Source organism: Kribbella sp. VKM Ac-2571, assembly GCF_004362255.1.
Lineage (GTDB): Bacteria > Actinomycetota > Actinomycetes > Propionibacteriales > Kribbellaceae > Kribbella > Kribbella pratensis.
Genome location: NZ_SNWS01000016.1, coordinates 13,552 through 37,128 on the forward strand (window position 1 = coordinate 13,552; position 23,577 = coordinate 37,128).

The window sequence follows — 23,577 nt, forward strand, 5'->3', positions numbered from 1 at the left end:
CGCCAGTCGCAGCGCGTCTACTTCACCGTGCAGGAGTCCAGGAAACGGCGCAGTACGTCGTCCGGCCACTCGACCGTGCCGGTCGGGAGCTCGACCAGCAACCACTGGTCGGACAGCTTCACCTGACCGGCCAGGCGGCCGTCGAGGGTGCCGATGTGGAAGGTCTTGCCGCTCGCGTCGGTGACGCGGACCTTCGACAGGCTTCGGGCCTGCGGCGCGGCTTGCAGCACCACCTTGGCGGCGCTGTCCGCGGTGCGCATCTCGGGCTGGGACAGCACGACGCGAGTGGCGGTCATCGGGGTCTCGGGGCTCCACCCCTTCGGCGCCAGCGTGCAGTCGAACGCGCTCCACGCCTGCTTGTTCGCGACCAGCTCGACGACGGAGGCGCCGAACATCGACATCGTCTGGCTGCTCGACGGCGAGGTCCGCGGCTTCGTCGCGGGAGTCGCGGGAGTCGCAGATGCGGAGGCCGTCTCCTGCTCGGGAGGACCGCCGGCCACCTCGTTGCCGTTCCCCCACCACTTCACCTGGTTGCCGATCGAGAGCACGAGTGCCGACGCGGCGGCGACGCACAGCACCCCGGTGACCCGGCGCCGGCGCTTGATCCGGCGTAGCGCGACCCGGCCGCGGGTCACGTCCGCGTCGATGTCCGCGTCCGGCAGCCCTTCGGCGGCACGGTCCGCGAACCCCTCCAACAACCTCTTGACCTCGTCCACCTGTTTTATATCCTCCCCACCCCGCCGCCCCGGTCGGTCATCTCAGCTACTCCCCGTCTCTTCCGTCATCAGTTCCTTCAGGCGCTTCAGCGCCTTGGCTGTCTGGCTCTTCACCGTGCCTTCGGTGCATTCCAGGATCCGCGCGCAGCTGGCGACGTCGAGATCCTGGAAATACCGCAGTACCAGAACTGCCCGTTGCCGCGGCGCGAGATCCAGCAGTGCGTCCCGGACGGCGAGCGTGTCCGTCTGGTCCGGTACGTCGGTCAACCGCGGCTCGACCGTAGCCGCGGTCATCACCTCCGGGTGGCGGCCGGCCCGGCGGCGTTCGTCGAGGAAGGCGTTCACCAGGATGCGGTGCGCGTACGGTCCGGCACCTTCGTGCTTGATCCGGTGCCAGTGCACGTACACCCGGGTACAGGCGGTCTGGACCAGATCCTCGGCGGTGTGCACATCCCCCGCGGTGAGCAGCAACGCCGTGCGCATCAGCCGCGTGCGGTCCGCGAGCAGGTACTCACGGAACTCGGCCTCACGGTCACCCCCTCGCATCGACGGCCCCTGCTTCGGTGTCCGGGCCGTTGTTCACCTCGACTACGCCGGAGGCGCCTTCGCGGTTGCCTTGGGCTATCACTTGAAGTGCCTTCTCCACGAGATCGGGGGCGTCGTACGGGAGCCAGGTGATGCGTTGGTCCTTACGGAACCACGAGTCCTGCCGCCGCGCGAACCTGCGCGTGGCCTGGGCGGTCCGCTCCCGGGCCTGCTTTTCGTCGATCTCACCGTTCAGCAACGCGATCACCTGCGAGTACCCGAGTGCGCGGTTGGCGGTCCTTCCTTCAATCAAACCCTTGTTCAGCAGACCTCGCACCTCGGCGACGAATCCGGCCTCGAACATCCGGTCCACGCGGGCGTCGATCCGCTCGTCGAGAACCGGCCGCGGTACGTCGAGACCGAGCTGGATCGCGCCCGGATAGACGTAGCGGTGCTCCGGCAGCGTGGCGACGTACGGACCGCCGGTGATCTCGATGACCTCGAGCGCGCGGACGATCCGCCGGCCGTTGCTCGAGAGGATCTGCTCGGCCGCCTTCGGGTCCCGCGCGACCAGCTCCTGGTGGAGCGCTCCGGGGCCCTTCGCCTCGAGCTCGGCCTCCAGCCGGGCGCGGACGTCCGGGTCGGTGCCGGGGAAGACGAAGTCGTCGAGGATCGCGCGCACGTAGAGTGCCGAGCCGCCGGCGAGCACCGGCACCTTGGCCCGGTCGATGCAGTCGTCGATCGCCTGCCGGGCGAGCTCCTGGAACTCGGCCACGGTCGCGGTCTCGGTGACGTCCAGGATGTCCAGCAGGTGATGCGGTACGCCGGCGCGCTCCGTCCTACTGATCTTCGCCGTACCGATGTCCATGCCGCGGTACACCTGCATGGCGTCCGCGTTCACCACTTCCCCGCCCAGTTGTCGAGAGAGGGCGACGGCAAGGTCGGACTTCCCGGCCGCGGTGGGACCGACGACCGCGACGACGAGTGCAGCAGGCATCGCTCCAGTCTGGCAGCTCCGCACTCAAGACTTGGCCAAGAGGTCTGGACCAGCCTTGTGGATGACCCGCGAAGAGCGGTAGGAACTCTGCAGTTGGACACATTTCTACGGGAGGAACGCAAGTGACGAATCCGTTCGATGAAGAGGCGGACGCGGCCAAGGACGCGACCAAGGACGCGCTGGGCCTGGGGGACGAGGCGGAGGCCCAGTCCGGCGGTGACGTGGAATCCGGCGGCGACGTGGAATCCGGGGGCGATGTCGAGTCGGGTGGCGATGTGGAGTCGGGCGGCGACGTCGAGTCCGGCGGTGGCACGACCGACAGCGGCGGCGACGTGGAGTAGGTGCCGTCCGGCATCGTTTTGGGTACGGCGCCCGCGGAGATCCCACAGTTCCGGCGGCACAGGTGCGAAGATCGCGCTAGCTGTCTGTAAGCACTCAACTACGCAGGAATGGGAGCCCCGAGATGGGCATCTTCGACAAGTTCAAGGGCAAGGCCGAGGACCTGAAGGACAAGGCCGCCGATCTGGTCGACGGCCACGGCGACAAGGTCGGTGAAGGCCTGGACAAGGCCGGCGACTTCGTCGACGACAGGACGGGCGGCAAGTACGGCGACAAGATCGACCAGGGCGTCGACAAGGCCAAGGACGGGTTGGACAACCTGGACGGCCAGAACGACGACATCCCCGACGGACCCAAGCCCGCCTGACACACCCCGAAGGGCCGCAAGCACCCCGCTTGCGGCCCTTCGCCATACCCCCCCGCCGCCCGGCCGCCGAGAAACTCGGGACAGGCGCCGGGCTCGGGACAGGCGGACCGGGGATAGGCGGCGGTGACTGGGAACAGGCAATTGCCGGTGCCCAGCCCCCAGCGCCTATCCCCAGTTCCTGATGACTCCCCGGCGCCCTCGTACTCACCGCTTCTCGCCCAACGCTCCGGCCCGCTCGCCGAATCGTGGCGTTTGGCTCCGCGCACTCTCGTCGAGCCGTGGATCGAGGCTGGCGACAGCTCGTTTTCACAACCGATATCCACGACTCGACGAGCCCAACCGCCCGTTTGCCCTTCACCACAACTGTTTCGCCAGTCTCGCCCGCGCCTGGCAACAGTCCGCGCGCCGGCGGAGCCGGTTCCTAAGACAGCCGCCGCGAAGCGGCGACCGATCTGACCTTCGCCTCGGTTGTTCGGCGGAGGCGCACGCAGCTCGCGATGGTTCAGGTGTCGGTGGGGGTGTTTAGGGTGCTTGTATGGATCGGTTTCGGGTGGTGCCGGCGGCTTATGTGATTGTTCGGCGGGGGGACGAGGTGTTGCTGTTGCTGCGGGCCAACACCGGTTACATGGACGGGCATTGGGCGGTTCCCGCGGGGCATGTGGAGCGGGGTGAGTCGGCCGTGGCGGCGGCGGTGCGGGAGCTCAAGGAGGAGGTCGGGCTCGACGTGGACGCGGCGGATCTCGTGCCGGTGACCGCGATGCATCGGACGGGTGGGAACGGCGATCCGATCGACGAGCGGGTCGACTTCTTCTTCATGGTGTCGAAGTGGACCGGCGAGCCGCATTTGATGGAGCCGGAGAAGGCGGCCGGCCTCGACTGGTACCCGCTGGACAAGCTGCCCGAGCCGCTGGTCCCGCACGAGGCGCGAGTGCTCGGCGCGGTGGCCGACGGCGATGCGCTTCCTGCGGTGATCACCCAGGGTTTCGGCTGAGTCACCCTTGCTGAACGCCTAGAGGTGGGAGCGGATCAGGGCTTCCTGGGCGGGGAGGAGGGCGAGCTCAGCGGGGGTCAGGGTCCGGTTGTTGCCGCGTCGCTCCAGTGCGTCGGGGAGCCCTGGTGTGGGGTCGATCGAGTTGGCCAGGTACGTCGCGAGCGCGTCGCGCAACAGGTCCGTGAGGTTCTCGTAGGCGGGGTCGAGGGCGACCTGGGCGAAGATGATCGCGGTCATCGCGACATCGAACTCCGCGGCGCCCTCCTCCGCGTTCCGCCAGTCGATGACGACCGGGCCGTCGGCGGTGGCCATCACGTTCAGCGGATGCAGGTCACCGTGGACGACGACGCGGCCCGGCGTACCGCTCGGGGCCGGGATCGCCTGCAGCCGGCGGTGCAGGTCGGCGTGGATCAGGCCGATCTCGGTCGCGCTGAGGTCGCCCGCGATCGCGGCGTCGCCGAGCGTCGGCCCGTCGAGCCGCTGAATGACCATGTCCGCACCGTCGACATCGCGCACCGCGGGCACCGGGTAGCCGTACCGCGCGACGTGCCGCATGAAGTCGGCCTCGTCCCGCACCGGATGACCGTTGCGATACCGCCGCAACACCCACTCGTCATCGATCGAGTAGATGTCCGCGTCCCGTCCGAACGCGATCGGCTCGGCATCCGGCGGCAGGAACGCCGCCGCGCGATCCGATCCTGCGGACTCGTCGGTCATCCGACCTGGCAGCCGCCTACAGACGGCTCGAGGGGCTTGGCGCCGACGGTCGGCATGCCGAGCATCACGCCGGGGGTCGCTGCAGGTGCGTCCACCGAGCGCTGCCACGCGTCGCCCGCGCGCGTCCGCCGTACGGCGCCGAACACGTCCGCGACCAGGTGATGCGGAGCGGCGTACGTGACCTCGACCGTTGCCAGGTCACCCGGCCGCGGCGCCTCGACGCCATCCGGTACGGCGAAGTGGACGAGCCGATTGTCCGCGGCGCGACCGCTGAGCCGATGGGTGGCGGCGTCCTTCCGCCCCTCCCCCTCGGCCACGAGCACCTCGACGGACCGGCCGACGATCAGCTTGTTCTCGGCCCAGGCCATGTCGTCCTGCAGCGCGACCAGTCGCTCGTACCGATCCTGGACGACGTCGCGCGGGACCTGGTCCGCCATCGACTCGGCCGGCGTCCCGGGACGCTTCGAGTACTGGAACGTGAACGCACCCGCGAACCGTGCCTGCCGGACCACGTCGAGCGTGCCCTGGAAGTCCTCCTCGGTCTCCCCCGGGAACCCGACGATGATGTCGGTGGTGATCGCCGCGTCGGGCATCGCCGTACGCACGTCTTCGATGATCTTCAGATACCGGTCCCGACGGTACGAACGCCGCATCGCCTTCAGAACAGCATCCGAACCCGATTGCAGCGGCATGTGCAGTGAGGGCATCACGTTCGGCGTCTCGGCCATCGCCTCGATCACGTCGGCGGTGAAGTCCCGCGGATGCGGCGAGGTGAAGCGCACCCGCTCCAGCCCGTCGATCTCCCCGCACGCGCGCAGCAGCTTCGAGAACGCGTACCGGTCGCCGAACTCCACGCCGTACGAGTTCACGTTCTGCCCGAGCAGCGTCACCTCGAGCACGCCCTCGCCGACCAGTGCCTCGACCTCGGCGAGGATCTCGCCCGGCCGGCGGTCCTTCTCGCGGCCGCGCAGCGCCGGCACGATGCAGAACGTGCAGGTGTTGTTGCAGCCCACGCTGACCGACACCCAGGCGGAGTACGGCGATTCGCGGCGGGTCGGGAGCGTCGACGGGAACACGTCGAGCGACTCGAGGATCTCGACCTGCGACTCCTGCTCGATCCGGGCCCGCTCCAGCAGCACCGGCAGCGCGCCGATGTTGTGGGTGCCGAAGACGACGTCGACCCACGGTGCCTTCTTCGTGATCGACGCCTTGTCCTTCTGCGCCAGGCAGCCGCCGACGGCGATCTGCATACCGGGCTTGCGCGCCTTCACCGGCGCCAGGTGCCCGAGGTTGCCGTACAGCTTGTTGTCGGCGTTCTCCCGGACCGCGCACGTGTTGAAGACGACCACATCGGCCTCGTCACCCTCGGGCGCGCGGACATAGCCCGCGTCCTCCAGCAGCCCGCGCAGCCGCTCGGAGTCGTGGACATTCATCTGACACCCGTAGGTGCGGACCTCATAAGTACGCATAACAGCCACCAAGAGTACGTGCCCGGGTAGACATTTCCCTACCTGGGACCGGCTGCTTGCAACCCCTGCGCCGGCGACCGGCCCAGACAACAGTGGAGGGTATGAACAGTTCTCGCCGTCAGTTCCTCGCCCGTACCGCCGCAGGTGCCGCAGTCCTCGCCGGCGGCACCTTCACCACCACCACCAAATCGGCCGCCCTCGGGAAGCCGACCCGGATCACCGCCCTCACGGACGTGACCGTCGTCGATGTCGCGACCGGTCGCAAGAACCCGCACCAGACGGTGCTGATCAGCGGCGACCGGATCATCGGCGTCGGCCGGATCCCGGTCCCCCGCGGTGCCGTGGAGCTCAACCTGACCGGGAAGTACGTCATCCCCGGACTCGCCGACATGCACGTCCACAGCCTCGGCGACGAGCGCGTGTCGCCGCCCCTCTACCTGGCGAACGGCGTCACCACCGTCCGCGAGATGTCCGGCACGAACCCGATGCTCTACGACTGGCGCGACCGGATCGAGGCCGGCACCCTGCTCGGCCCGCGGATGGTGGTCGCGAGCAACATCATCGACGGTGACCCGACCCTGTGGGACCCGAACCTGATCCAGGTCATCGTCGTCGACGACGCCGACTCGGCGCGGGCCGCCGTACGCCGGGTCAAGTCCGAGGGCGCCGACTTCGTCAAGGTGTACTCGCGCCTGAGCCTGGAGTCCTGGCGCGCGATCATCGACGAGGCCCGCGAGGTCGGTCTGACCGTCCACGGCCACGGCCCGGACCAGGTCACCTCGAAGGAGGTGAGCAACGCCGGTCAGCGCAGCATCGAGCACATCCACTCGCTCGGTCTGTCCGTGTCGTCCCGGGAGGCCGAGGTACGGCGCATGGTCCGAGCGATCACCGTGACGACCGGGGACTACAACTCGTGGTTCCGGCAGCTGCACCCGATCGAGTGGATCGCCGCCAACACCTACAGCCCGTCCCGCGCCGCCGACGTGTTCGGGACGCTCCGCCGCAACCGGACCCGGGTCACGCCGACGCTGACCATGCACAACGTGCTCGACCGGATCGACTACACACAGCTCGACCCGGCCCTGGCGAAGTACCTGAGCGAAGACTCGATCGGCACCTACGACTACGTCATCCAGAATCTGTACGCCGCCAACCGCACCGCGGAGGAGATCTCACACCAGCGCCAGATGTGGGCGTGGCGGCAGCGGTTCGTACACGAGCTGCTCGCACACGACGTACCGATCCTGGCCGGCACCGACACCGGTACGCCGTACTCCGTGCCGGGGTTCGCCCTGCACGAGGAACTCGCGCACCTCGTCGACGCCGGGGCCACTCCGCGTCAGGCGCTGTACGCCGCCACCGTCGAACCGGCCAAGTTCCTCGGCTTGCCCGACGAAGGGACCGTCGAGCCGCGAATGATCGCGAACCTCGTCGTACTGGACGCCGATCCGCTCACCGACATCCGCAACACCCGCCGGATCCACACCGTGATCACTCGCGGCCGGATCATCTCCCCCAGCCAGCGCGAACAGCTCCTCGCCGACGTCGAGGCCGCCGTGAAGTCCCCCACCGCCGCCGCCGTCACCACCGGTTGCTGCGGCGCCCACCGCCCCGCCTGAGCAGCTCTTTGTGCACCCACCAACCGAGGATTTTTGGTTGGTGGGTGCACAAAGTTGGCGGATCAGGCGGGTGGGGTGATGCTCCAGATGCCGCGGCCGTGCGTTGCCGCGTAGATGTTGCCGTCGGGGCCGGACTCGATGTCCATGACCGTGGTGGTCGGCAGGCCGGTGCCCAGGACCTGCCAGTTCGTCGCGCCGGGTGCGCGGTAGAAGGTGGCGAGGTCGGACCCGACCACCAGCGCTCCGTTGGCCAGCTGCTTGACCGCGCTTGTCGGGATGTCCGGCAGGTTCGCCGAGATGTCCGACCAGGTCGTGCCGCCGTCCTTGGTCTCGTAGACGTGGCCGACGCCCGCACCCGGGCCCTCCGTGAAGCGGCGCGAGAAGCCGTTCACGGCGACGTACGCGTGCTGCCCGTTGGCCGGATCGATGCCGACACCGGCGAGGAAGCGGTTCGGGAAGCTGGACGGCAACGTCACCTGATGCCAGGTGCCGCCCGAGTTGGTGGCCAGTCCGCGGGCGAAGCCGGCGTTGTTGCACGGTCCGCACCAGCTGACCCACCCGACGCCGTCGCGCATCGCGACCGCCGTTGCCGAGTGTCCGGCGCCGAGATCGAACGCCTTGGTCCACTCGGACGCGCTCCGCATGCCCCAGCCCTTGGCGGAGGTGTAGACGTACTGCCCGCCCGCGATGAAGCCGTTGGAGTTCGCGGAGTCGATCGCGATCGGGGCGATGAAGCGCGGGCTCGGGTCACCCGGGTCGAGGCTCCACGAGCTCGCCTCGGCCTCACTCAAGGCGCCCTTGTTCAGCGCGCAGTTGTTGGTGATCTTGACGGCCAGGGCGACGTACTCCTGCAGCTGGTTGCAGCCGTTCTGCGGATCGGCCGCGCCGTCGCCGCCGTCACCGCCGAAGTTCGAGCCCATCTTGGTGTCGGTGTTGCCGCCGCTCGGCTTCACTCCGAACAGGTTCGAGACGCCGTTGTCCTGCAGGCCGCCGGACACCACCACGCCGCCGTTCTTGGTATCCTTGCCGACCGACACCGAGTAGTACTGCAGGGCGTCCATGGTGCCGTCCGCGGTCAGCGAGGACCAGTCGGTGGCGTTGTGGTTGGCGTTGACCTGCCCGTTCACCGGACGCTTGTAGATACCGCCGTCGTTGCCGACGAAGACGACCGGCTTCCCGCCCGAGGTACCCACGGCGACCGAGTGCTGGTCGGAGTGCGGCGCCATCGGACAGGTGTTCTTGGAGTCGTCGAGGTTCCAGCACGAGAAGCCGAAGTTCCAGTACGGCCCGACGGTGGCCCAATGGGACCCCGCGTCAGTCGTCTCGAACACTTCCTCCAGGCCCGCCCACACGTGGTCGGCGTTGGCCGGGTCAACGGTCAGGAACTGGTTGTACCAGGCCTGCACACCGACGGCGTACCCCTTGCGGTCCAGTGCGGAGCCGCTGTTGTGCAGGATCTGCGGATCGGCGATCTTGTTCCACGGACCGGACGGGCTGCCGGTCTTGGAGACGAAGATCCCGGCGAGGCTAGTGCTGCCGTTGATCTTGCTCGGCTGCTGCACGAGCGCGTACATACGATCGCCGGTCTTGCTGAACGCGAACGTCGTGTAGCCGACGTCGGTGCTGTTCTTGATGCCGCCCAGCACCACGCTCAGTCGCTTCCAGCTCGACGGCCCGGCGGTGTAGTCGTTGGTCTCGTAGAACCCGTTGTAGGTGTCGCCCGAACGCCAGCCGATCGCTGCGATGATGTGCTTGGGGTTCTTCGGGTCGATCGCGATGTCGTTGACGATGTTCTTGTACGCCGCGTTCGTCGCGCCGCCGGTCTGAGGACCGGCCGGCACCAGCACATTGCCCGCGTCGTCCTTGATCTCCGGCATGAAGTCCGGGTTCGGGTAGAACGCGACCTTCCAGGCGCCGGCGCTGGTCGACGCGTCGTGGTACCAGACGCCCCGGTTCGTCGCGGCGAAGACCTGACCGCCGCCCCACCGCAACCGGCCGACGGTGGTCGACTCCAGTTCCTTGCCGCCGACCCGGTCGGACGGCGAATAAGTGCCGGTCACCGGGTTCGCGAGACGGTAGACACCGGATCCGACGTACGACGTACCACCGGTGTTGGCCTCGCCCGTCGCATACCAGAGCGAGCCGTCACCGGCGAGCTGCAGGTCGCCGCCGCTGAGGGACGGAAGCGAGTCGCTGAGCGGCGTCCAGTTGCCACCACCCGACGTGGAGCGCCATACGCCTCCGTTGGCGCCAGCGGCGTACACGTGGTTGGCGTTGTCAGCCGCCAGACCGGTGACGCGGCCGGTGACGTAGCCTGCACCGCCACTGGAGTTGGAGTACCAGTCACGGTAGCGGGCGTCGTCCGCGTCGTACGGGACTCTCGTGACGTCGTGCCAGGTCCCCGAGGTGTGCGGGAGCGCCGAGAGCTGGGCGAACGCGGCCGAGTACGCGCCCGGGGCGACGATGCCGCCCGGCGCGGTCCTGGCCTGCTCGAATTCGTCGGCGATCGTGAAGGCTTCCTTGGACTCGCTCTGCATCTCCGACGGGTTGCCGCCGGAGATCATCAGGGCCTTCTCCATCACGGCCGCGTTGTAGTGCTTGTCGGCCCACTGATGCTTGAGCCATTCCTCCTTCAGCTCGTACCGGCCCGCGTAGCCGGCTACCCCAGCGGCCACCACTGCGACACTGAGGCCGCCGGCGATGACCTTGCGACTGCGTTTGGTCAGCGAGATTCGCATCGCGCAACTCCGACTGGTTCTTGGCGGGTCGCCGTCCCGAGGCGGCGCTCCCGTAGCCCTGGGTCAACGCACAGAGCCGCCGAGACCATACGTCCGATGAATCTGCGACGGAAGTGATTGGTCGCGCTCCGCAACAGGCAAGGGAAAACCCGCAGAACCCGGCCGCGGCGGGTCGGGAGCGAGGGAGCCGTCGGGGGCGACGTGCTGGAAAATCTGCTCGACCAGGGCGATCACGTGCGGATCCTGGACGGTGTAGAACTGCCGGCGGCCCTCGCGACGGGCGCTGACCAGGCCGGCGAGGCGGAGCTTGGCCAGGTGCTGGCTCGCCGTCGGCACACTGACGCCCACCTGGGCAGCCAGCGTGCCGACGTCGTACTCGCCACAGCTCGCCAACGCGACCAGGTGCAGTCGGACCGGCGCCAGCAACAGGCCGAAAGTCCTGGCCGCGGTGGCGAGCTGTGGCGAGGTCGGCTCGATCATGCGTCCACGTGCGCCTTGGGTTGGATCGGCGTCCCGTGCGGGTCCCGGGTCGGATACCCGAGCGCGGCGTCGATCAGGTCCTCGAGCCGATCACTCGATCCATAGGCGAGTACGACGGCCTCGTCGTGCACCTCATCGAGGGGTACGCCGAGGACTCGGTGCAGGAAGGTCTCCAGCAGCTGATGACGTCGATCCGGCATGGCGCGCTCCGCTCAGTAGATGTTGGACGGCCGGACCATGCCCTCGGCGAGGTCGCCGAAGCCGGGCGCCATGATCGCGCCGGGGTTGCCGATGATCTCCTCGACGACCGCGGTCTCGGTGGTGATCAGCAGCGCCGCGATCGAGGCCGCGCTCTCCAGCGCCGCCCGGGTGACCTTCAGCGGGTCGATGACCGCCTCGGCGATCATGTCGCCGTACTGGCCGGTGAGCGCATTGAACCCGTGGCCGCGCGGCAGACCGGCGACCTGGGCGACCACGTCGTCGCCGTCGTAACCGGCGTTGATCGCGATCCACCGCAGCGGTTCCGGCAGCGCCCGCCGGACGATCTCCCGGCCGATCGCCTCGTCGCCGGTCAGCACCAGCTCCGACAAGGCCGCCTGCGCCTGCACCAGGGCGGTTCCGCCCCCGGCGAGGACACCCTCCTCGAGCGCGGCGCGGGTCGCGGCGAGTGAGTCGTCCACCCGCAGCATCCGTTCCTTCAGCTCAACGCTCGTCGCGCCGCCGACCCGGATCACCGCGACCTTGCCGGCCAGCCGCGCCGTGCGCAGCTGCAGGCTATCCCGGTCGGCGTCGATCTTGGCCCGTTCGAACTGCTTCTCGAGCTGGGCGATCCGCGACTCGACCAGGGACGCGTCGCCGTGACCGCCGACGATCGTGGTGCTGTTCTCGGTGATCGTGATCCGGTCGCAGGAGCCCAGGTGATCCCGGCTGACCTCGTGCAGGTCGAGACCGGTGTCCTTCGCGATCACGGTGCCGCCGAGCGCGGTGGCGAGATCCTCCAGCTCCGCGATCCGGCGGTGCCCGAAGCCGGGAGCGTGCACGACGACGGACCGCATCGTGTTGTGCATGTTGCCGCCGACCAGCAGTTGCAGCGCCGGCCCGTCGACGTCCTCGGCGAGTACGACGAGCGGACGGTCCATTCGCTTGGCGATCTCGACGGTCGGCATGATGTCCTGGACCTGGGTGATCTTCTTGTTCGTCAGCAGGATCACCGGGTTGTCGTAGACGGTCTCCATCCGCTCCCGGTCGGTGACCATGTACGCCGATACGTACCCGTGGTCGAACTCGATGCCGTCGACGACCTCCACCGACATCCCGAGCGTGTCGGACTCCTCGGTGGTGACGACGCCGTTGCGCCCAACCCAGTCGACCGCGTCCGCGATCACCGTGCCGATGGTCTCGTCGTCGCTCGCCGCGAGGGTCGCGATGTGCCGCAGTTCGTCCCGGCCGCCGACCTCGACAGCCCAGCTCCGCAGCGTCTCGATCACGACCGGTACGGTCTGCTCGATGCCGCGCCGTACCCGCATCGGGTTCGCCCCGGCGTCGACCTCGCGCAGCCCTTCGCGAACCATCGCCTGGGCGAGCACCGTCGCGGTGGTGGTGCCGTCGCCGACCACACCGTTGGTCTTCATCGCGACTTCCTTCACCAACTGCGCGCCCATGTTGGCGAACGGTTCACGCAGCTGGATCTCGCGCGCGATCGTGACACCGTCGTTGGTGATGGTCGGCGGGCCGGTGAGCTTCTCCAGCACCGCGTTGCGGCCTTTGGGGCCGAGCGTCACCTTGATCGCGTCCGCGAGCGCGTTCACCCCGGACTCGAGCAACCGTCGCGCGTCCGTGTTGAATCGCAGTTCCTTCGCCATGGTCAGACCGCCTTCGCTGTCACGGGATGAGGATCGCCCGGCCGCGGACCCGGCCGTGGTCGAGATCGTCGAGAGCCTGCTGGAAGTCCTCCAGCGGGTACTTTGTGGTGTGCAGCGCGACCTTTCCCTGCGCCGCGAGCTCCATCAGGTCCTGCAGGTCGTTGTAAGAGCCGACCAGGTTTCCGATGAAGTTGATCTCGGTCGAAATGACGTCGATGGTCGGTACGTCGAGGTTCTCGCCGTACCCGACGACGTAGTAGTTGCCGGCCCGCCGGAGCATGGCCACCCCGTCCGCGGTCGCACCGCCCTCACCGACGAAGTCGATCACCGCCTCCGCGCCGGCGCCGCCGGTCAGCTCCCGGACCTGTTCGACGTGCGTGCCATCGGCAACGATGCCGTGATCGGCGCCGATCTCCACCGCCAGATCCACCGCCGCCTGGTTTCGATCGACGACAACCAGCGTCGCCGCCGAGATCGCCTTCATCACCTGGATCCCGATGTGCCCGAGCCCGCCGGCGCCGATCAGCACACAGACGGCGCCGGGCCGAAGCGCTCGCGCCGCCTTGGCCGCGGCGTGGTACGCCGTGAGCCCGGCATCAGCCAGCGCCGCGACGTCGGCAGGCTCCAGGCGATCGTCGATCCGGACGACGCTGCGGGCAGTCGTCCGCAGATAGTCGGCGTACCCGCCGTCGGTATCGATGCCCGGGAAGCTGCTCGCCTCACAGTGCACGTCGTCGCCCGATCGGCAGGCCCGGCACAGACCGCAGGTGATCAGCGGGTGCAGGATCACCTTGTCGCCGACCGAGACATGCGTGACGGCGTCGCCGACCGCGTGCACCCAGCCCGCGTTCTCGTGCCCGATCGTGTACGGGAGCCGTACGCCGCTCTTCTCGGCCCACTGGCCTTCGAGGATGTGCAGATCGGTCCGGCAGACGCCCGCGCCACCGATCCGCACGATGACGTCCAGCGGTCCGGTGATCTTCGGTTCCGGGATCTCGGTGAGCTGAAGCTTGGTGTGGTAGCCGATCACCTGCACGGCTCTCATGTGGTCCTCCTCGTATCGGTGATGAGGCCGCCCGGCTCGTTGTCGTAGCGGGTGGCCAGCAGCCCGCGGCAGAAGTGCGCGTTCCCCTCGACGGAGATCCGGACCGCCTTCGCGAACCGCAGGCGCATCGGGATCGCCTCGGCCGGCACCGGTACGCCGTCGTCGTCGACCAGCACCAGGTCGTCCGGCCGGATGCCCAGTCCGATGGCAGTCCGGCGACGCAGCAGGGCTTCCTTGTGGGAGCTGCCGGGCAGTTGCCCGAGCGTGAGCCCGGGCAACTGCTCGACTGTCGTACCGGTGGATCTGAGCAGCGCCATCACGCTGCGCTCCATCGCGGCGGTGTGTGCCTTGCGCTGGAAGATCCTGCGCAGCTCGTCCAGGTCCTGCTCGGCCTCGGATCCGAAGGTGCCGACGTACCCCGCGTCCGCGGCCAGGCCGGCGTTGATCTTGTCCGAGTCGTGGTGATCGTCGAGCAGGACGGCCACCTTCCCCACCTCGGGCACCCGGCGCAGCGCGTCGACCGCGTCGGATGCCATCAGGTAGGCGAAGTTGGGTGCGCAGAACGAGGTCGGCAACCGCAGGTGCACCGTCACGCCCGTCCGGTCGATCCGGATCGACCGGACGAAGCCGAGATCGGTGATGGGCTGGTCCAACTCCGGGTCGACAACGGTCGCCAGCGCCGCGACGACCGCGGACTGCAGCGAAGTGGCGACCGCGATCATGACGCCACGGCTTCTTCCCTCGACACGGTACCGGCGGGAAGCCTGAGCTCCTCCGGTACGTCGAGGTCGTACAGCGCCGCCGCGTTCAGGCCGAGGATCTTCTTCTTCTGCTCGACCGTGATCGGCGCGTACTCGGTCAGTTCCGCCGGGATCTGGAAGTCCACGAACGCCTCGACCAGCCACTTCGGCGTCCAGAGCGCGTAGTCGCTGGAGAACAGGATCCGGTCCTCGCCGATCCAGTAGAGCAGTTCGCCGATGATCTGCGCGAAGTACCCCGGCCGGGTGTGGATGAACGGCATCGCCACCGCGAGACCGCCGTACACGTTGGGCTCCTGGGTCGCGATCCAGCAGAAGTCCTCGAGCCGCGGCAGGCCGACGTGCTCGACGATGAAGTTGAGCTCGGTGTAGTCGGTCGCCACCTTGTCGATGTCGGCGACGTCGAACGAGTCCCGGTCGAGCGGCCGGATCGTGGGGCCCTTGTGCACGTGGATGTTCTTGATCCCGAGCTCGAGGCACTCCTCGAGGTAGCGCCGCGACCACGGGTCGTCCAGCTTCCAGCCGCGCGAGTCGCCGTACCACTCGGCGGTGTAGAGCTTGACGCCCTGCAGGTTCATCCGCGCGGCGTCTTTGCGCAGCTGCTCGAGCCCCGCCTCTGCGTGCCGCGGGTCCCAGGCGTGGTTGTACGTGAGCTTGCCGGGGTTCGCCCGGGTCAGTGCGAGTGCGTCCTCGGTCTGCCCGAAACCGTTGACGTAGAAGTCGCTCAGGATCGCGGGCTGGAAGATCGCGTGGTCGACGTACCCGTCCTCGAAGAGGTCCTTCAGCAACCGCTGCCCGCCGTAGTAGGTGTAGGTGTCGTAGTCCCAGACGACCTCTTCGGGGCTGAGGTTCTTGTGGTAGTCGTAGAAGCAGTCGATGAACTGCTTGCCGTGGATGTTCTTCTGGTTCGAGGCGCGACCGTCCCACAGGGCGATGTGCGCGTCGACGATGAAGTACTTCTCGCCGTTCTTCTCGTACATCCCGGCCTCACTTCGTGGTGAGGTCGAAGCCGATGTACTCGGCGGCGTCCTCGGGGCTGGCGAACAGGATGGTCTTGTCGTCCAGGTGGACCATCCGGCCGTAGTGGGTCGAGCTGATCTCCTCGAAGACCGAGCCGTCGAACTCCGAACCGAGCGCATCGGTCAGCTCGTCGTAGTCGAAGTTGAGCAGCCCTACTCCGTCGACCCGGATCATCGACGGGTACTCGGTGAGCTCGACGCCCTCCTTGGCGCCCATCACCTCCGCGACGACCCGGCCGATCGGCGTGTTCATCAGGGTCACGCCGCATTTGTTGGAGAACTCGGTGGCCGATCCGAACTGCATGCTCACTGGTCCAGCTCCTTCGGAGAGTCGAGCCCGAGATCCTCGAGCAGCGAACGGAACTTCTGCTTGGCCGCATCCAGGCTGGACGCGAACGTCACGGACTTCTCGGCCGGCTGCGACCAGATCGGCTGCAACGCGTGCGCGGCGTCGAGGCAGCGCGGAACCCAGAGCGCGAGCCATTCGCCGAGCAGCACCTTGTTGGTCTCGCCGTACTCGGCGTCCCGGGTCAGCAGCCGGAACAAGTTGCGGGTGTAGCCGAGGTCGCGGTCGTAGTCGTGCTCGCCGGTGCCGACGATGGTCGGCGTGATGTAGTCGCCGTTACGAGCGGCGATCTGCATCACCAGCTCGGTCCGGAACAGCGACCCGACCAGCTGCTCGAAGACGATGTTGGCCGCGAACAACAACTCGCACCAGTCGCCCACCGCTGTCAGTCGCTCCACCACCTCGCGGGTCGGCTGCCATTCCGGCGCGCTCTTCCAGACCTCCTTGTGGGCGCCGCCGTCGAACGGTACGTCGGCTTCCGACAGGTCCAGGTTGAACAACGCGAGGTCCTGGGCGAAGCGCATCTTGTGGGCGGCGTTGACCGCGACCGCGGTGTTGATCATGTTCGTCGGCCCGGACCGCTGGATGCTGGTGAAGACGTGCAGTGCGAGACCGTTCTCGGCGTGCATCCAGGCGCCGAGGTTACGCTCGATGAACCTCAGCCAGGCGGGGTTCCAGCTGTCGTACGCGCGGGCACGCTTCGCGTTCTGCAGGCACAGGTCGACCTGATGGACCACGGCCGAGTTGTTGCGGTAGATCGTCTGGTCCCACTCCTCGTTCGGGTCGAGGAAGGCGTGCCAGTTGGACGACTTCGCGGCTGTCCACTCCTTCGGGTAGCCGCCGGGACCGTCGCCGAAGCCGTAGATCCAGCCCTGGCTCAGGTGCCGCTCCGGGTCCGGCTGTACGTCGACAGTGACGTCCTCGTACATCGTCGCGCGCAGCTTGGCCGGCTTGTAGTAGTTGTACGCGCGGCTGGTCGAGCTCGGGAACTCCAGCGCACCGGCCTCGGAGTCGGTGAACTCGATCGTCGGAAAGCTGCGCTGCTTGGTTCGCTGATTGGTTTCTGTCATCTCAGGCTCCATCGGTAGTCGCTGGACTGGTGAACTTGTCGTAGAAGACCTGGTCCTTCGGCACGTTGCTTGCCTCCAGCAACGTCAAGGCGGCGTCGACCATCGGCGGCGGGCCGCACAGATACACCTCACTGCGGTGCAGCTCGGGCTCCCGCCGTTCGACGATGTCGGTGACGTTGCCTTCCTCGGCCCGCAGCCCGTCCGAGCCCTGAGCCGACTCGGACAGGCAGGCGATGAACTCGAAGCCGGTGAGATCGGCACCGAGCTCCTCGATCGCATCCAGGTAGAAGAGGTCGGCCGCCGTACGAGCGCCGTAGTAGAACCGGACCGGACGGGTGCTGCCGGTCTCCCGCAGGTGTCGCAGGATCGACAGGATCGGGGCCATCCCGGCCCCGCCGGCGACGCAGATCACCGGCAGCACGTGGCCGTCCTTCAGCGTCGACGAGCCGTACGGCCCGGTCAGCGACAACTCGTCGCCGACCACGAGCTCGCCGTCGAGCAGGGCGGAGAACCGGCCGCCCGGGTACTTCTTGATCAGGAACTCGATCTCGTCCGGCGTCGACTGGGTGGTCGCCATCGAGAACGATCGGTGCTCGTCGGTGCCGGGGATCGTGATGTCGGCGTACTGCCCCGGCCGGAACTCGAAGGGTCGCTCGGTTCGCAGCCGGAGCGAGACGATGTCCCGGGTGACGGGATCGATCGCCTCGACGCGGGCGCCGACGGTCTGGATCGGGATGCCGCCGAGCAGCTCGTCCTCGTCGAAGTTGAGCAGCTCGATCGTGCAGTCGCTGAAGGCGTGCGCCCGGCAGAGCAGCACGTACCCCTCGGCGACCTCGGCGTCGTTGCAGGCGAAGGTGGAGTAGCGCTCCATCTGCAGGTCACCGTCCAGGACGTACGACTTGCAGGCGGAGCACTGCCCCTCCCGGCACCCGTGCATCAGGTGGATGCCCTGCCGGAACGCCGCGTCGAGGATCTTGTCGTCCTCCGTGACGTCCATCTCGATGTCGACCGGTTCGAAGCGGATCCGGTGGGTGTCGGCCATGGCGGCCCTCCTCCTGATACTGAGTCGAATTCGGGACGGGATTCAGGCGGCCGTCGTGCCGTTCGCGCGGTACGCCGCCACGTGGGCCTCGCGCTCGGCGTCGGACATCTCGTTCAGCAGCACGTTCGGGCTCATGAACGTGTTGCCGCGGACGTCGTCGAGGGTCCACAGCTTCTTCGGGTCGTCCAGGTCGAGGTGCGGCTGGCCGATCAGCGTCTTGCCGTCGTCACGCACGTACCCGAGGTCCTGCACGATGTCGGCCAGGTCCTTGTTGTGGTGCAGGGTCTCCCACTCGCGGAAGCCGGTCAGGCGGCCCATGTTCGGCGTCGGCCGGCCGTCGTACTCGCCCCGGAACGCGACCGCGTCGGTCCAGTAGCACGTCTCCGAGCAGTACGTGCGCCACTGGTCGTCGACCTTCTCGACCACCATGTCCTCGCGGATGAGGGCCGGCACCATGCAGGTCCAGCAGCGGTGCGGGTACTGGTACCCGACCTCCTCGAAGGCGATCGGTTTGTTGCGGCCCGGGTACGCGAGCCGGTTGTAGTTCTCCCACCACTTGCCGTACTTCGAGTACCAGCCCGGGTACTTGTGCTCGAACCACTCGAAGTCCTTGTCGGTCATCGCGTCGATCCGCCAGTAGTTCACCGGCCAGCCGGTCGCGAAGAACCGCGCCACCTCGTGCACGTAGCCCTTGTTGGTGATTCGGTTCCACGCTTCCTCGACCAGGTCGTGCGGAATCGTGAGGCCGTACTTCTCCAGCGGCAGCAGGTAGCTGCGGTAGTAGTCGTCGTAGATCCACCGACGCCACATCTCGGCGTACGACTCGCGGTCCTTGCGCCGGTCCTTGGTGCCGTACTCGATGAACGTTCCGATGGCGGCGTCCACGACACAGTGGTTGTTCCACCACGCGTACCGCAGGTCGCGCTCCAGCAGCGGCCGGTTGCGCTCGTCGGCCAGTGCCATCAGCAGGATCGAGTAGCCGTTGCTGATGTGGCGCGACTCGTCGGACTGCACCGAGTGGAACACGGTCGGCAGCAGGTAGTCGCCGTTCGCGGCCGCCTCGTCGGGCATCGCGACGAACAGCGTGTTGGTGAACGCGGTCTCGGCGACCACGGTCAGGTAGATGTTCGCGGCGGTGATCGCGTCACCGGTGATGAACCCCTCGCCGAACTGCCGGCCGATGGTGCCCGCGTAGTTGTTCGCGAACGCCTTTTCGGTCATGTCGAACCCCGCCGGGTCGATGTAGTTGTTCATGTACAGGCGCTTGAGGTTCATCTGGATCGTCGAGTGCCTGACCTCGTCGATCATCTGGACGGCGAGCCCGTTGTGGATCTCCGGGTTCGGTACGGCGTCGATCGCCATCGGCATCGCCCGCGCCGCGGAGATCTCCGGGAACGGGATGATCGACAAGAACAGCTTCTGCCACTCCAGCCAGCGTTGCTGCACCTGGCGGAACATGTTCCCGCGGATGGCGCCGTCCATGGCGCCGTACACGCGGTTGTCCTTCTCCTCCTCCATCGGGAAGTAGGACCGCATGATCTGTTTCAGCGGGTCCTTCTTCGGCGCCTTCTCGAACGTGTAGTCGGTGCCGAAGCGGGTCGCCGGGGTCGCGAAGGTCGGTTCCCAGGACAACTCGGTGATCTTGGCGTGGGCCTTGGTAAGACTCTGCCTGCTCAATGTGGGCCTCCATCATCGGGGTTGAACAGTGATGAAAGCCGCGGATCGGACCTCTGTGTGTCTCAATGTGAGATGGCGCTCCCGCGACAGGCGGCTACCGTGGGAGCAGTTCCGCTGGTGACGGACGTAAGGAGACGGCCATGGGCGCTGCACAGCCGGTCCGGGATCCGATCCGGGTGTCATGGGAGCGTTCACACGCCTCCCAGGTGGACGTCGACCGCCCCGCACCCGTGTACTTCGACCGGATCGACCGGGAGACCACGCTGATGCGGGCGGCCCGGCCTGTCATCGACGCACTGTCGGCCGAGCTCCACAACGAGCCGGTCTGCATCATCCTGACCGACGCGAAGGGCGTGGTCCTCGACCGCCGGGGCGGCGACCCCGCCCTGCTCCGGCGACTGGACTCGGTCGACCTCGCGCCCGGCTTCCAGTACGCCGAGTCCGCGGTCGGGACCAACGGGATCGGTACGGCGCTCGAGGTCTGCGGACCGATCCTGGTCCACGGCGCCGAGCATTACAACGGGAAGCTGCGGGTGTTCTCCTGCGCCGGCGCACCGATCACCCATCCGGTCACCGGTGGCCTGCTCGGCGTGCTGGACATCACCACCCAGGCCAGGAACTCGAACTCGATCCTGCTGTCGTTCGCCAAACTCGCGGCACGGCGGATCCACGAGCGGGTCGTCGAGGAGGCGAACGCGCTCGACCACGCCTTGCTGAGTGACTACTACGCCGCCTGCCGGCACAGCGGTGGACCGGTGCTCGCGCTCGGCGACGAGGTGTTCATGATGAACTCCTACGCACAGGCGCGCTTCGACGCCATCGACCAGGCGGCCCTGATCGACCGCACCCGCGACGCGCGCGGCGGCACGAAGCCGCAGGTCTTCGTCACCGACCTGCCCAGCGGGACAACCGCGCGGATGGCCTATCGGCCGACGTTCGTCGGCGACACCCTGGCAGGCGGAGTGATCCAGATCAAGGAGCAACGGCTGCCGGCCCGTAGCCACCAGGCCGCCCGGCTCCCGGTGGTTCCCGGGACGACCGGAACCAGCGCGGTCTGGCAGCACGTCATCCAGGAGATGCTGGAGGCGTGCAGCCGCTCCGAGTGGCTGATCGCCGACGGCGAGCCGGGTGCGGGCAAGCTGTCGCTGCTGCGCGCGGTCCGCAGGCACGTGGCACCTGACCGGCGGCTCGCGGTCCTCGATCCGGCGGTGACGGGCGAAGACCTGCCGGCCGAGGCCCGCGCGGAGCTGGAGTCCGGCGCCGACCTGATCATCCGGCGGGCGCATCTGCTGACCGGAGAGGCCCTCGACGGCTTCACCGAGCTCCTGCAGAGCGTCCGCGACGGCGCGACGGCCGGGGACGCCTGGGTCGCGCTCACGCTGCCGTCGGACCGCACCGAGATCGCCGACCAACTGCTGGCCTTCTTCCCGCGGACCGTCGAGGTGCCGCCGCTGCGGCATCACGTCGAGGACGTTCCGGCACTGGTCCGGTCGCTGCTCGCGACGGCGGGCATCCACGGCCTGACCTTCTCCACCGCCACGATGAACCAGCTGATGCGGCTGCCGTGGGCGGGCAACATCACTCATCTGCGCTCGGTCCTGGCAGCCGTCGCCAGACGACGCCGGTCCGGCGTGGTCGAGCTGGCCGACCTGCCGCCCGAGTGCAGGGCCACGACCCGGCGGCAGCTGACGCCGATCGAAGCGCTCGAGCGGGACGCCATCGTCGACGCGTTGTCGACGTACGACGGAGACAAGAAGGCCGCGGCCACCGCGCTCGGGATGTCCCGGGCAACCATCTACCGCAAGATCCGCGAGTACGGAATCGTCACCTGACCGGGCGGGCCGCTCACAAACGAACAGACCTACGCAATCCGTGACCGTTCGGCTACGGTCAGCCCAGGTTTATTGCAGATCGTTACCAAGGGGGAACCACCCGGGCCTGCGGGCGCACCCCCGGCTCCAGTAGGTTCTGGCCATGAGCGATTCCGACACCTTGACGAAAACGGGTTTGGTGACGCTGACCGGTGTCAACAAACATTTCGGCGAGCTGCACGTCCTGAAGGACATCAACTTGTCCATCGCCAAGGGCGAGGTGGTCGTGGTGATCGGCCCGTCGGGGTCCGGGAAGTCGACGCTCTGCCGCGCGATCAACCGGCTCGAACCGATCGACTCGGGCGAGATCCTGCTGGACGGCCAAGCCTTGCCCAGCGAGGGCAAGGCGCTGGCCAAGCTGCGCGCCGACGTCGGCATGGTCTTCCAGTCGTTCAACCTGTTCGCGCACAAGACGATCCTGCAGAACGTCACCCTCGGCCCCTTGAAGGTCCGTAAGACCGATCCCAAGCAGGCCGAGAAGCGGGCGATGGAGCTGCTGGAGCGGGTGGGGGTGGCCAACCAGGCCTCGAAGTACCCGGCTCAGCTGTCCGGTGGCCAGCAGCAGCGCGTCGCGATCGCGCGGGCGCTGGCCATGGACCCCAAGGTCATCCTCTTCGACGAGCCGACGTCGGCACTCGACCCGGAGATGATCCAGGAGGTCCTCGAGGTGATGGTCGACCTGGCCAAGCAGGGCATGACGATGGTCGTGGTCACCCACGAGATGGGCTTCGCCCGGACCGCGGCGAACCGGGTGGTGTTCATGGCCGAGGGCGAGATCGTCGAGGAAGCCAGCCCGGAGACCTTCTTCACCAACCCGACCTCGAGGCGGGCCCAGGACTTCCTCGGCAAGATCCTCAAGCACTGACCTCCGCCCGCAGCCGTACCCAGCAACGAAAGAAACGAAGGGGAACCTGATCATGAGAATGCGCACCCTCGTCGCCACCTGCGGCATCGCAGCGCTCGCGCTGACCGCCGCCGCCTGTGGCAAGGACGAGCCGAGCGCCGGCGGCGGCAACAACGGCGGCAAGGCGACCGACTCCTGCGGCGAGCTGCACAAGTTCACCACCGCGACCGGCGTGGACGTGCCCGGCAGCACGGCGTTCACCAAGATCAAGTCCGCCGGCAAGGTGACCGTCGGCGTCAAGGCCGACCAGCCGAACCTCGGCTACAAGGACGCCGACGGCAAGCGCTGCGGCTTCGACATCGAGGTGGCCCGGATGGTGGCGGCCGGCCTCGGCGTCGACCCGGACAAGATCGAGTACAAGGAGATCCCGTCGGCGAACCGCGAGACCGCGATCGCCGGTGGTGAGATCGACTACTACGTCGGCACCTACTCGATCACCGACAAGCGCAAGAAGCAGGTCTCGTTCGCCGGCCCGTACTTCATCGCCGGTCAGGACCTGCTGGTCCGCAAGGACGACCCCTCGATGGACGCCGGCAAGACCGCCCTGAAGGGCAAGAAGGTCTGCTCGGCGACGGGCTCGACCCCGATCCAGCGGGTCAAGGACGAGCAGCTGACCGAGGCGAGCAACATCTCCGAGTTCAAGACCTACTCGGAGTGCGTCTCCCAGCTGCTCGACAAGAAGGTCGACACGGTCACCACCGACGACGCGATCCTCAAGGGGTACGCCGCCACGGCGCCCGACGAGCTGCGCGTGGTCGGCAAGCCGTTCAGCACCGAGAAGTACGGTATCGGCCTGCCGCTGGCCGACAAGGCGCTGCGCGCGAAGGTGAACTCCATCCTGGAGACGTCGGCCTCCGACGGCACCTGGAAGGCGATCTACGACGAGACGCTCGGCAAGTCGGGTTCGGACTCGACCCCGCCGCCGCTCGAGAAGTACTGATCCAGCAGCCGGCCGCGGTGTCCTCGACTGGGCTCCGCGGCCGGACTTTGTTCCTGTAGGCACAGGCAGGTAAGAGGAAGGTCGC

Annotated in this window: 23 protein-coding genes; 7 read left to right on the top strand and 16 right to left on the bottom strand. The window is 67.8% G+C overall.

All coding sequences use genetic code 11. The annotated features are described in order from the left end of the window. Positions 1-17: 17 nt before the first annotated feature. Genes EV651_RS30095 through miaA form a run of 3 tightly spaced genes read right to left on the bottom strand, consistent with a single transcriptional unit; the run spans position 18 to position 2,238 of the window. Entirely contained in the window at positions 18-716 is a 699-nt protein-coding gene (locus tag EV651_RS30095; protein ID WP_133788651.1) for a hypothetical protein, read from the bottom strand. A gap of 42 nt (positions 717-758) precedes the next feature. Beyond that, complete coding sequence (locus EV651_RS30100; RefSeq protein ID WP_133788652.1) at positions 759-1,262, bottom strand: SigE family RNA polymerase sigma factor; 504 nt, start codon at positions 1,260-1,262, stop codon at positions 759-761. Then, positions 1,249-2,238, bottom strand: a complete 990-nt coding sequence (gene miaA, locus EV651_RS30105) for a tRNA (adenosine(37)-N6)-dimethylallyltransferase MiaA (protein ID WP_133788653.1) — start codon at positions 2,236-2,238, stop codon at positions 1,249-1,251. Before miaA ends, EV651_RS30100 begins: the two co-directional genes overlap by 14 nt. Positions 2,239-2,360: 122 nt before the next feature. On the opposite strand from miaA, the gene EV651_RS30110 reads away from it, so the two are divergent. The 3 genes from EV651_RS30110 (at position 2,361) to EV651_RS30120 (ending at position 3,935) form a co-directional block, all read left to right on the top strand. Beyond that, a complete protein-coding gene (locus tag EV651_RS30110) occupies positions 2,361-2,579 on the top strand; it encodes a hypothetical protein (RefSeq protein ID WP_133788654.1) in 219 nt (72 codons plus the stop codon). A gap of 122 nt (positions 2,580-2,701) precedes the next feature. Further along, positions 2,702-2,944: an antitoxin gene (locus EV651_RS30115; protein ID WP_133788655.1), complete on the top strand. Its 243-nt coding sequence runs from the start codon at positions 2,702-2,704 to the stop codon at positions 2,942-2,944. A 535-nt stretch (positions 2,945-3,479) separates the two neighbouring features. After that, positions 3,480-3,935, top strand: coding sequence for an NUDIX domain-containing protein (locus EV651_RS30120; protein WP_133788656.1), 456 nt, complete (start codon positions 3,480-3,482; stop codon positions 3,933-3,935). Positions 3,936-3,953: 18 nt separating this feature from the next. Here the strand turns inward: EV651_RS30120 and EV651_RS30125 are convergent, their stop codons facing one another. Together EV651_RS30125 and miaB are read right to left on the bottom strand one after the other, a co-directional pair. After that, positions 3,954-4,652, bottom strand: a complete 699-nt coding sequence (locus tag EV651_RS30125; protein WP_166658838.1) for a phosphotransferase — start codon at positions 4,650-4,652, stop codon at positions 3,954-3,956. Continuing rightward, positions 4,649-6,121, bottom strand: coding sequence for a tRNA (N6-isopentenyl adenosine(37)-C2)-methylthiotransferase MiaB (gene miaB / locus EV651_RS30130; protein WP_133788657.1), 1,473 nt, complete (start codon positions 6,119-6,121; stop codon positions 4,649-4,651). The genes EV651_RS30125 and miaB overlap by 4 nt, the downstream gene beginning before the upstream one ends. Before the next feature lie 101 nt (positions 6,122-6,222). Between miaB and EV651_RS30135 the strand changes: the two genes are divergently transcribed. Then, on the top strand, positions 6,223-7,740 hold the full coding sequence (locus tag EV651_RS30135; RefSeq protein ID WP_133788658.1) for an amidohydrolase family protein: 1,518 nt from the start codon (positions 6,223-6,225) through the stop codon (positions 7,738-7,740). 62 nt (positions 7,741-7,802) lie between these two features. Here the strand turns inward: EV651_RS30135 and EV651_RS30140 are convergent, their stop codons facing one another. The 11 genes from EV651_RS30140 to EV651_RS30190 all read right to left on the bottom strand — a co-directional run bounded on the left by EV651_RS30140 (position 7,803) and on the right by EV651_RS30190 (position 19,777). Beyond that, positions 7,803-10,478, bottom strand: coding sequence for a glycosyl hydrolase (locus EV651_RS30140; protein WP_133788659.1), 2,676 nt, complete (start codon positions 10,476-10,478; stop codon positions 7,803-7,805). Positions 10,479-10,541: 63 nt separating this feature from the next. Continuing rightward, complete coding sequence (locus EV651_RS30145; RefSeq protein ID WP_133788660.1) at positions 10,542-10,958, bottom strand: helix-turn-helix transcriptional regulator; 417 nt, start codon at positions 10,956-10,958, stop codon at positions 10,542-10,544. After that, entirely contained in the window at positions 10,955-11,158 is a 204-nt protein-coding gene (locus EV651_RS30150; RefSeq protein WP_133788661.1) for an iron dependent repressor, metal binding and dimerization domain protein, read from the bottom strand. The genes EV651_RS30145 and EV651_RS30150 overlap by 4 nt, the downstream gene beginning before the upstream one ends. A gap of 12 nt (positions 11,159-11,170) precedes the next feature. Continuing rightward, the gene (groL, locus tag EV651_RS30155) at positions 11,171-12,820 is read right to left on the bottom strand and encodes a chaperonin GroEL (RefSeq protein WP_133788662.1); all 1,650 of its coding nucleotides are present in this window, start codon (positions 12,818-12,820) and stop codon (positions 11,171-11,173) included. 19 nt (positions 12,821-12,839) lie between these two features. After that, positions 12,840-13,865 (bottom strand): NAD(P)-dependent alcohol dehydrogenase, encoded by a 1,026-nt coding sequence (locus tag EV651_RS30160; protein ID WP_133788663.1) that lies wholly within the window; start codon positions 13,863-13,865, stop codon positions 12,840-12,842. Then, positions 13,862-14,587, bottom strand: a complete 726-nt coding sequence (locus tag EV651_RS30165) for an iron-sulfur cluster assembly protein (protein ID WP_133788664.1) — start codon at positions 14,585-14,587, stop codon at positions 13,862-13,864. The genes EV651_RS30160 and EV651_RS30165 overlap by 4 nt, the downstream gene beginning before the upstream one ends. Next, a complete protein-coding gene (locus tag EV651_RS30170; RefSeq protein WP_133788665.1) occupies positions 14,584-15,603 on the bottom strand; it encodes an amidohydrolase family protein in 1,020 nt (339 codons plus the stop codon). Before EV651_RS30170 ends, EV651_RS30165 begins: the two co-directional genes overlap by 4 nt. A 7-nt stretch (positions 15,604-15,610) precedes the next feature. Beyond that, positions 15,611-15,946, bottom strand: a complete 336-nt coding sequence (gene mimD / locus EV651_RS30175) for a propane 2-monooxygenase effector subunit MimD (protein WP_133788825.1) — start codon at positions 15,944-15,946, stop codon at positions 15,611-15,613. Between the two features lie 2 nt (positions 15,947-15,948). Further along, complete coding sequence (locus tag EV651_RS30180; RefSeq protein ID WP_133788666.1) at positions 15,949-17,058, bottom strand: aromatic/alkene monooxygenase hydroxylase subunit beta; 1,110 nt, start codon at positions 17,056-17,058, stop codon at positions 15,949-15,951. Position 17,059: 1 nt separating this feature from the next. Then, complete coding sequence (locus tag EV651_RS30185) at positions 17,060-18,100, bottom strand: 2Fe-2S iron-sulfur cluster-binding protein (protein WP_133788667.1); 1,041 nt, start codon at positions 18,098-18,100, stop codon at positions 17,060-17,062. A gap of 42 nt (positions 18,101-18,142) precedes the next feature. Continuing rightward, positions 18,143-19,777 carry a methane monooxygenase gene (locus EV651_RS30190; RefSeq protein ID WP_133788668.1) on the bottom strand — a complete coding sequence of 545 codons (1,635 nt, stop codon included), beginning with the start codon at positions 19,775-19,777 and terminating at the stop codon, positions 18,143-18,145. Between the two features lie 140 nt (positions 19,778-19,917). Here EV651_RS30190 and EV651_RS30195 point away from each other — a divergent pair, with 140 nt between their 5' ends. The 3 genes from EV651_RS30195 to EV651_RS30205 all read left to right on the top strand — a co-directional run bounded on the left by EV651_RS30195 (position 19,918) and on the right by EV651_RS30205 (position 23,492). Next, positions 19,918-21,609, top strand: a complete 1,692-nt coding sequence (locus tag EV651_RS30195) for a sigma-54-dependent Fis family transcriptional regulator (protein ID WP_133788669.1) — start codon at positions 19,918-19,920, stop codon at positions 21,607-21,609. 175 nt (positions 21,610-21,784) lie between these two features. Then, positions 21,785-22,513 carry an amino acid ABC transporter ATP-binding protein gene (locus EV651_RS30200; RefSeq protein ID WP_133788826.1) on the top strand — a complete coding sequence of 243 codons (729 nt, stop codon included), beginning with the start codon at positions 21,785-21,787 and terminating at the stop codon, positions 22,511-22,513. A 52-nt stretch (positions 22,514-22,565) separates the two neighbouring features. Next, entirely contained in the window at positions 22,566-23,492 is a 927-nt protein-coding gene (locus EV651_RS30205; RefSeq protein WP_133788670.1) for a glutamate ABC transporter substrate-binding protein, read from the top strand. The last annotated feature ends 85 nt before the right edge of the window (positions 23,493-23,577 follow it).

Coding starts and splice junctions, on each gene's coding strand:
- EV651_RS30100 (WP_133788652.1), bottom strand. CDS start 1,262: ATGCGAGGGGGTGACCGTGAGGCCGAGTTCCGTGAGTACCTGCTCGCG.
- miaA (WP_133788653.1), bottom strand. CDS start 2,238: ATGCCTGCTGCACTCGTCGTCGCGGTCGTCGGTCCCACCGCGGCCGGG.
- EV651_RS30115 (WP_133788655.1), top strand. CDS start 2,702: ATGGGCATCTTCGACAAGTTCAAGGGCAAGGCCGAGGACCTGAAGGAC.
- EV651_RS30120 (WP_133788656.1), top strand. CDS start 3,480: ATGGATCGGTTTCGGGTGGTGCCGGCGGCTTATGTGATTGTTCGGCGG.
- EV651_RS30125 (WP_166658838.1), bottom strand. CDS start 4,652: ATGACCGACGAGTCCGCAGGATCGGATCGCGCGGCGGCGTTCCTGCCG.
- miaB (WP_133788657.1), bottom strand. CDS start 6,121: ATGCGTACTTATGAGGTCCGCACCTACGGGTGTCAGATGAATGTCCAC.
- EV651_RS30135 (WP_133788658.1), top strand. CDS start 6,223: ATGAACAGTTCTCGCCGTCAGTTCCTCGCCCGTACCGCCGCAGGTGCC.
- EV651_RS30140 (WP_133788659.1), bottom strand. CDS start 10,478: ATGCGAATCTCGCTGACCAAACGCAGTCGCAAGGTCATCGCCGGCGGC.
- EV651_RS30145 (WP_133788660.1), bottom strand. CDS start 10,958: ATGATCGAGCCGACCTCGCCACAGCTCGCCACCGCGGCCAGGACTTTC.
- EV651_RS30150 (WP_133788661.1), bottom strand. CDS start 11,158: ATGCCGGATCGACGTCATCAGCTGCTGGAGACCTTCCTGCACCGAGTC.
- groL (WP_133788662.1), bottom strand. CDS start 12,820: ATGGCGAAGGAACTGCGATTCAACACGGACGCGCGACGGTTGCTCGAG.
- EV651_RS30160 (WP_133788663.1), bottom strand. CDS start 13,865: ATGAGAGCCGTGCAGGTGATCGGCTACCACACCAAGCTTCAGCTCACC.
- EV651_RS30165 (WP_133788664.1), bottom strand. CDS start 14,587: ATGATCGCGGTCGCCACTTCGCTGCAGTCCGCGGTCGTCGCGGCGCTG.
- EV651_RS30170 (WP_133788665.1), bottom strand. CDS start 15,603: ATGTACGAGAAGAACGGCGAGAAGTACTTCATCGTCGACGCGCACATC.
- mimD (WP_133788825.1), bottom strand. CDS start 15,946: ATGCAGTTCGGATCGGCCACCGAGTTCTCCAACAAATGCGGCGTGACC.
- EV651_RS30180 (WP_133788666.1), bottom strand. CDS start 17,058: ATGACAGAAACCAATCAGCGAACCAAGCAGCGCAGCTTTCCGACGATC.
- EV651_RS30185 (WP_133788667.1), bottom strand. CDS start 18,100: ATGGCCGACACCCACCGGATCCGCTTCGAACCGGTCGACATCGAGATG.
- EV651_RS30195 (WP_133788669.1), top strand. CDS start 19,918: ATGGGCGCTGCACAGCCGGTCCGGGATCCGATCCGGGTGTCATGGGAG.
- EV651_RS30205 (WP_133788670.1), top strand. CDS start 22,566: ATGAGAATGCGCACCCTCGTCGCCACCTGCGGCATCGCAGCGCTCGCG.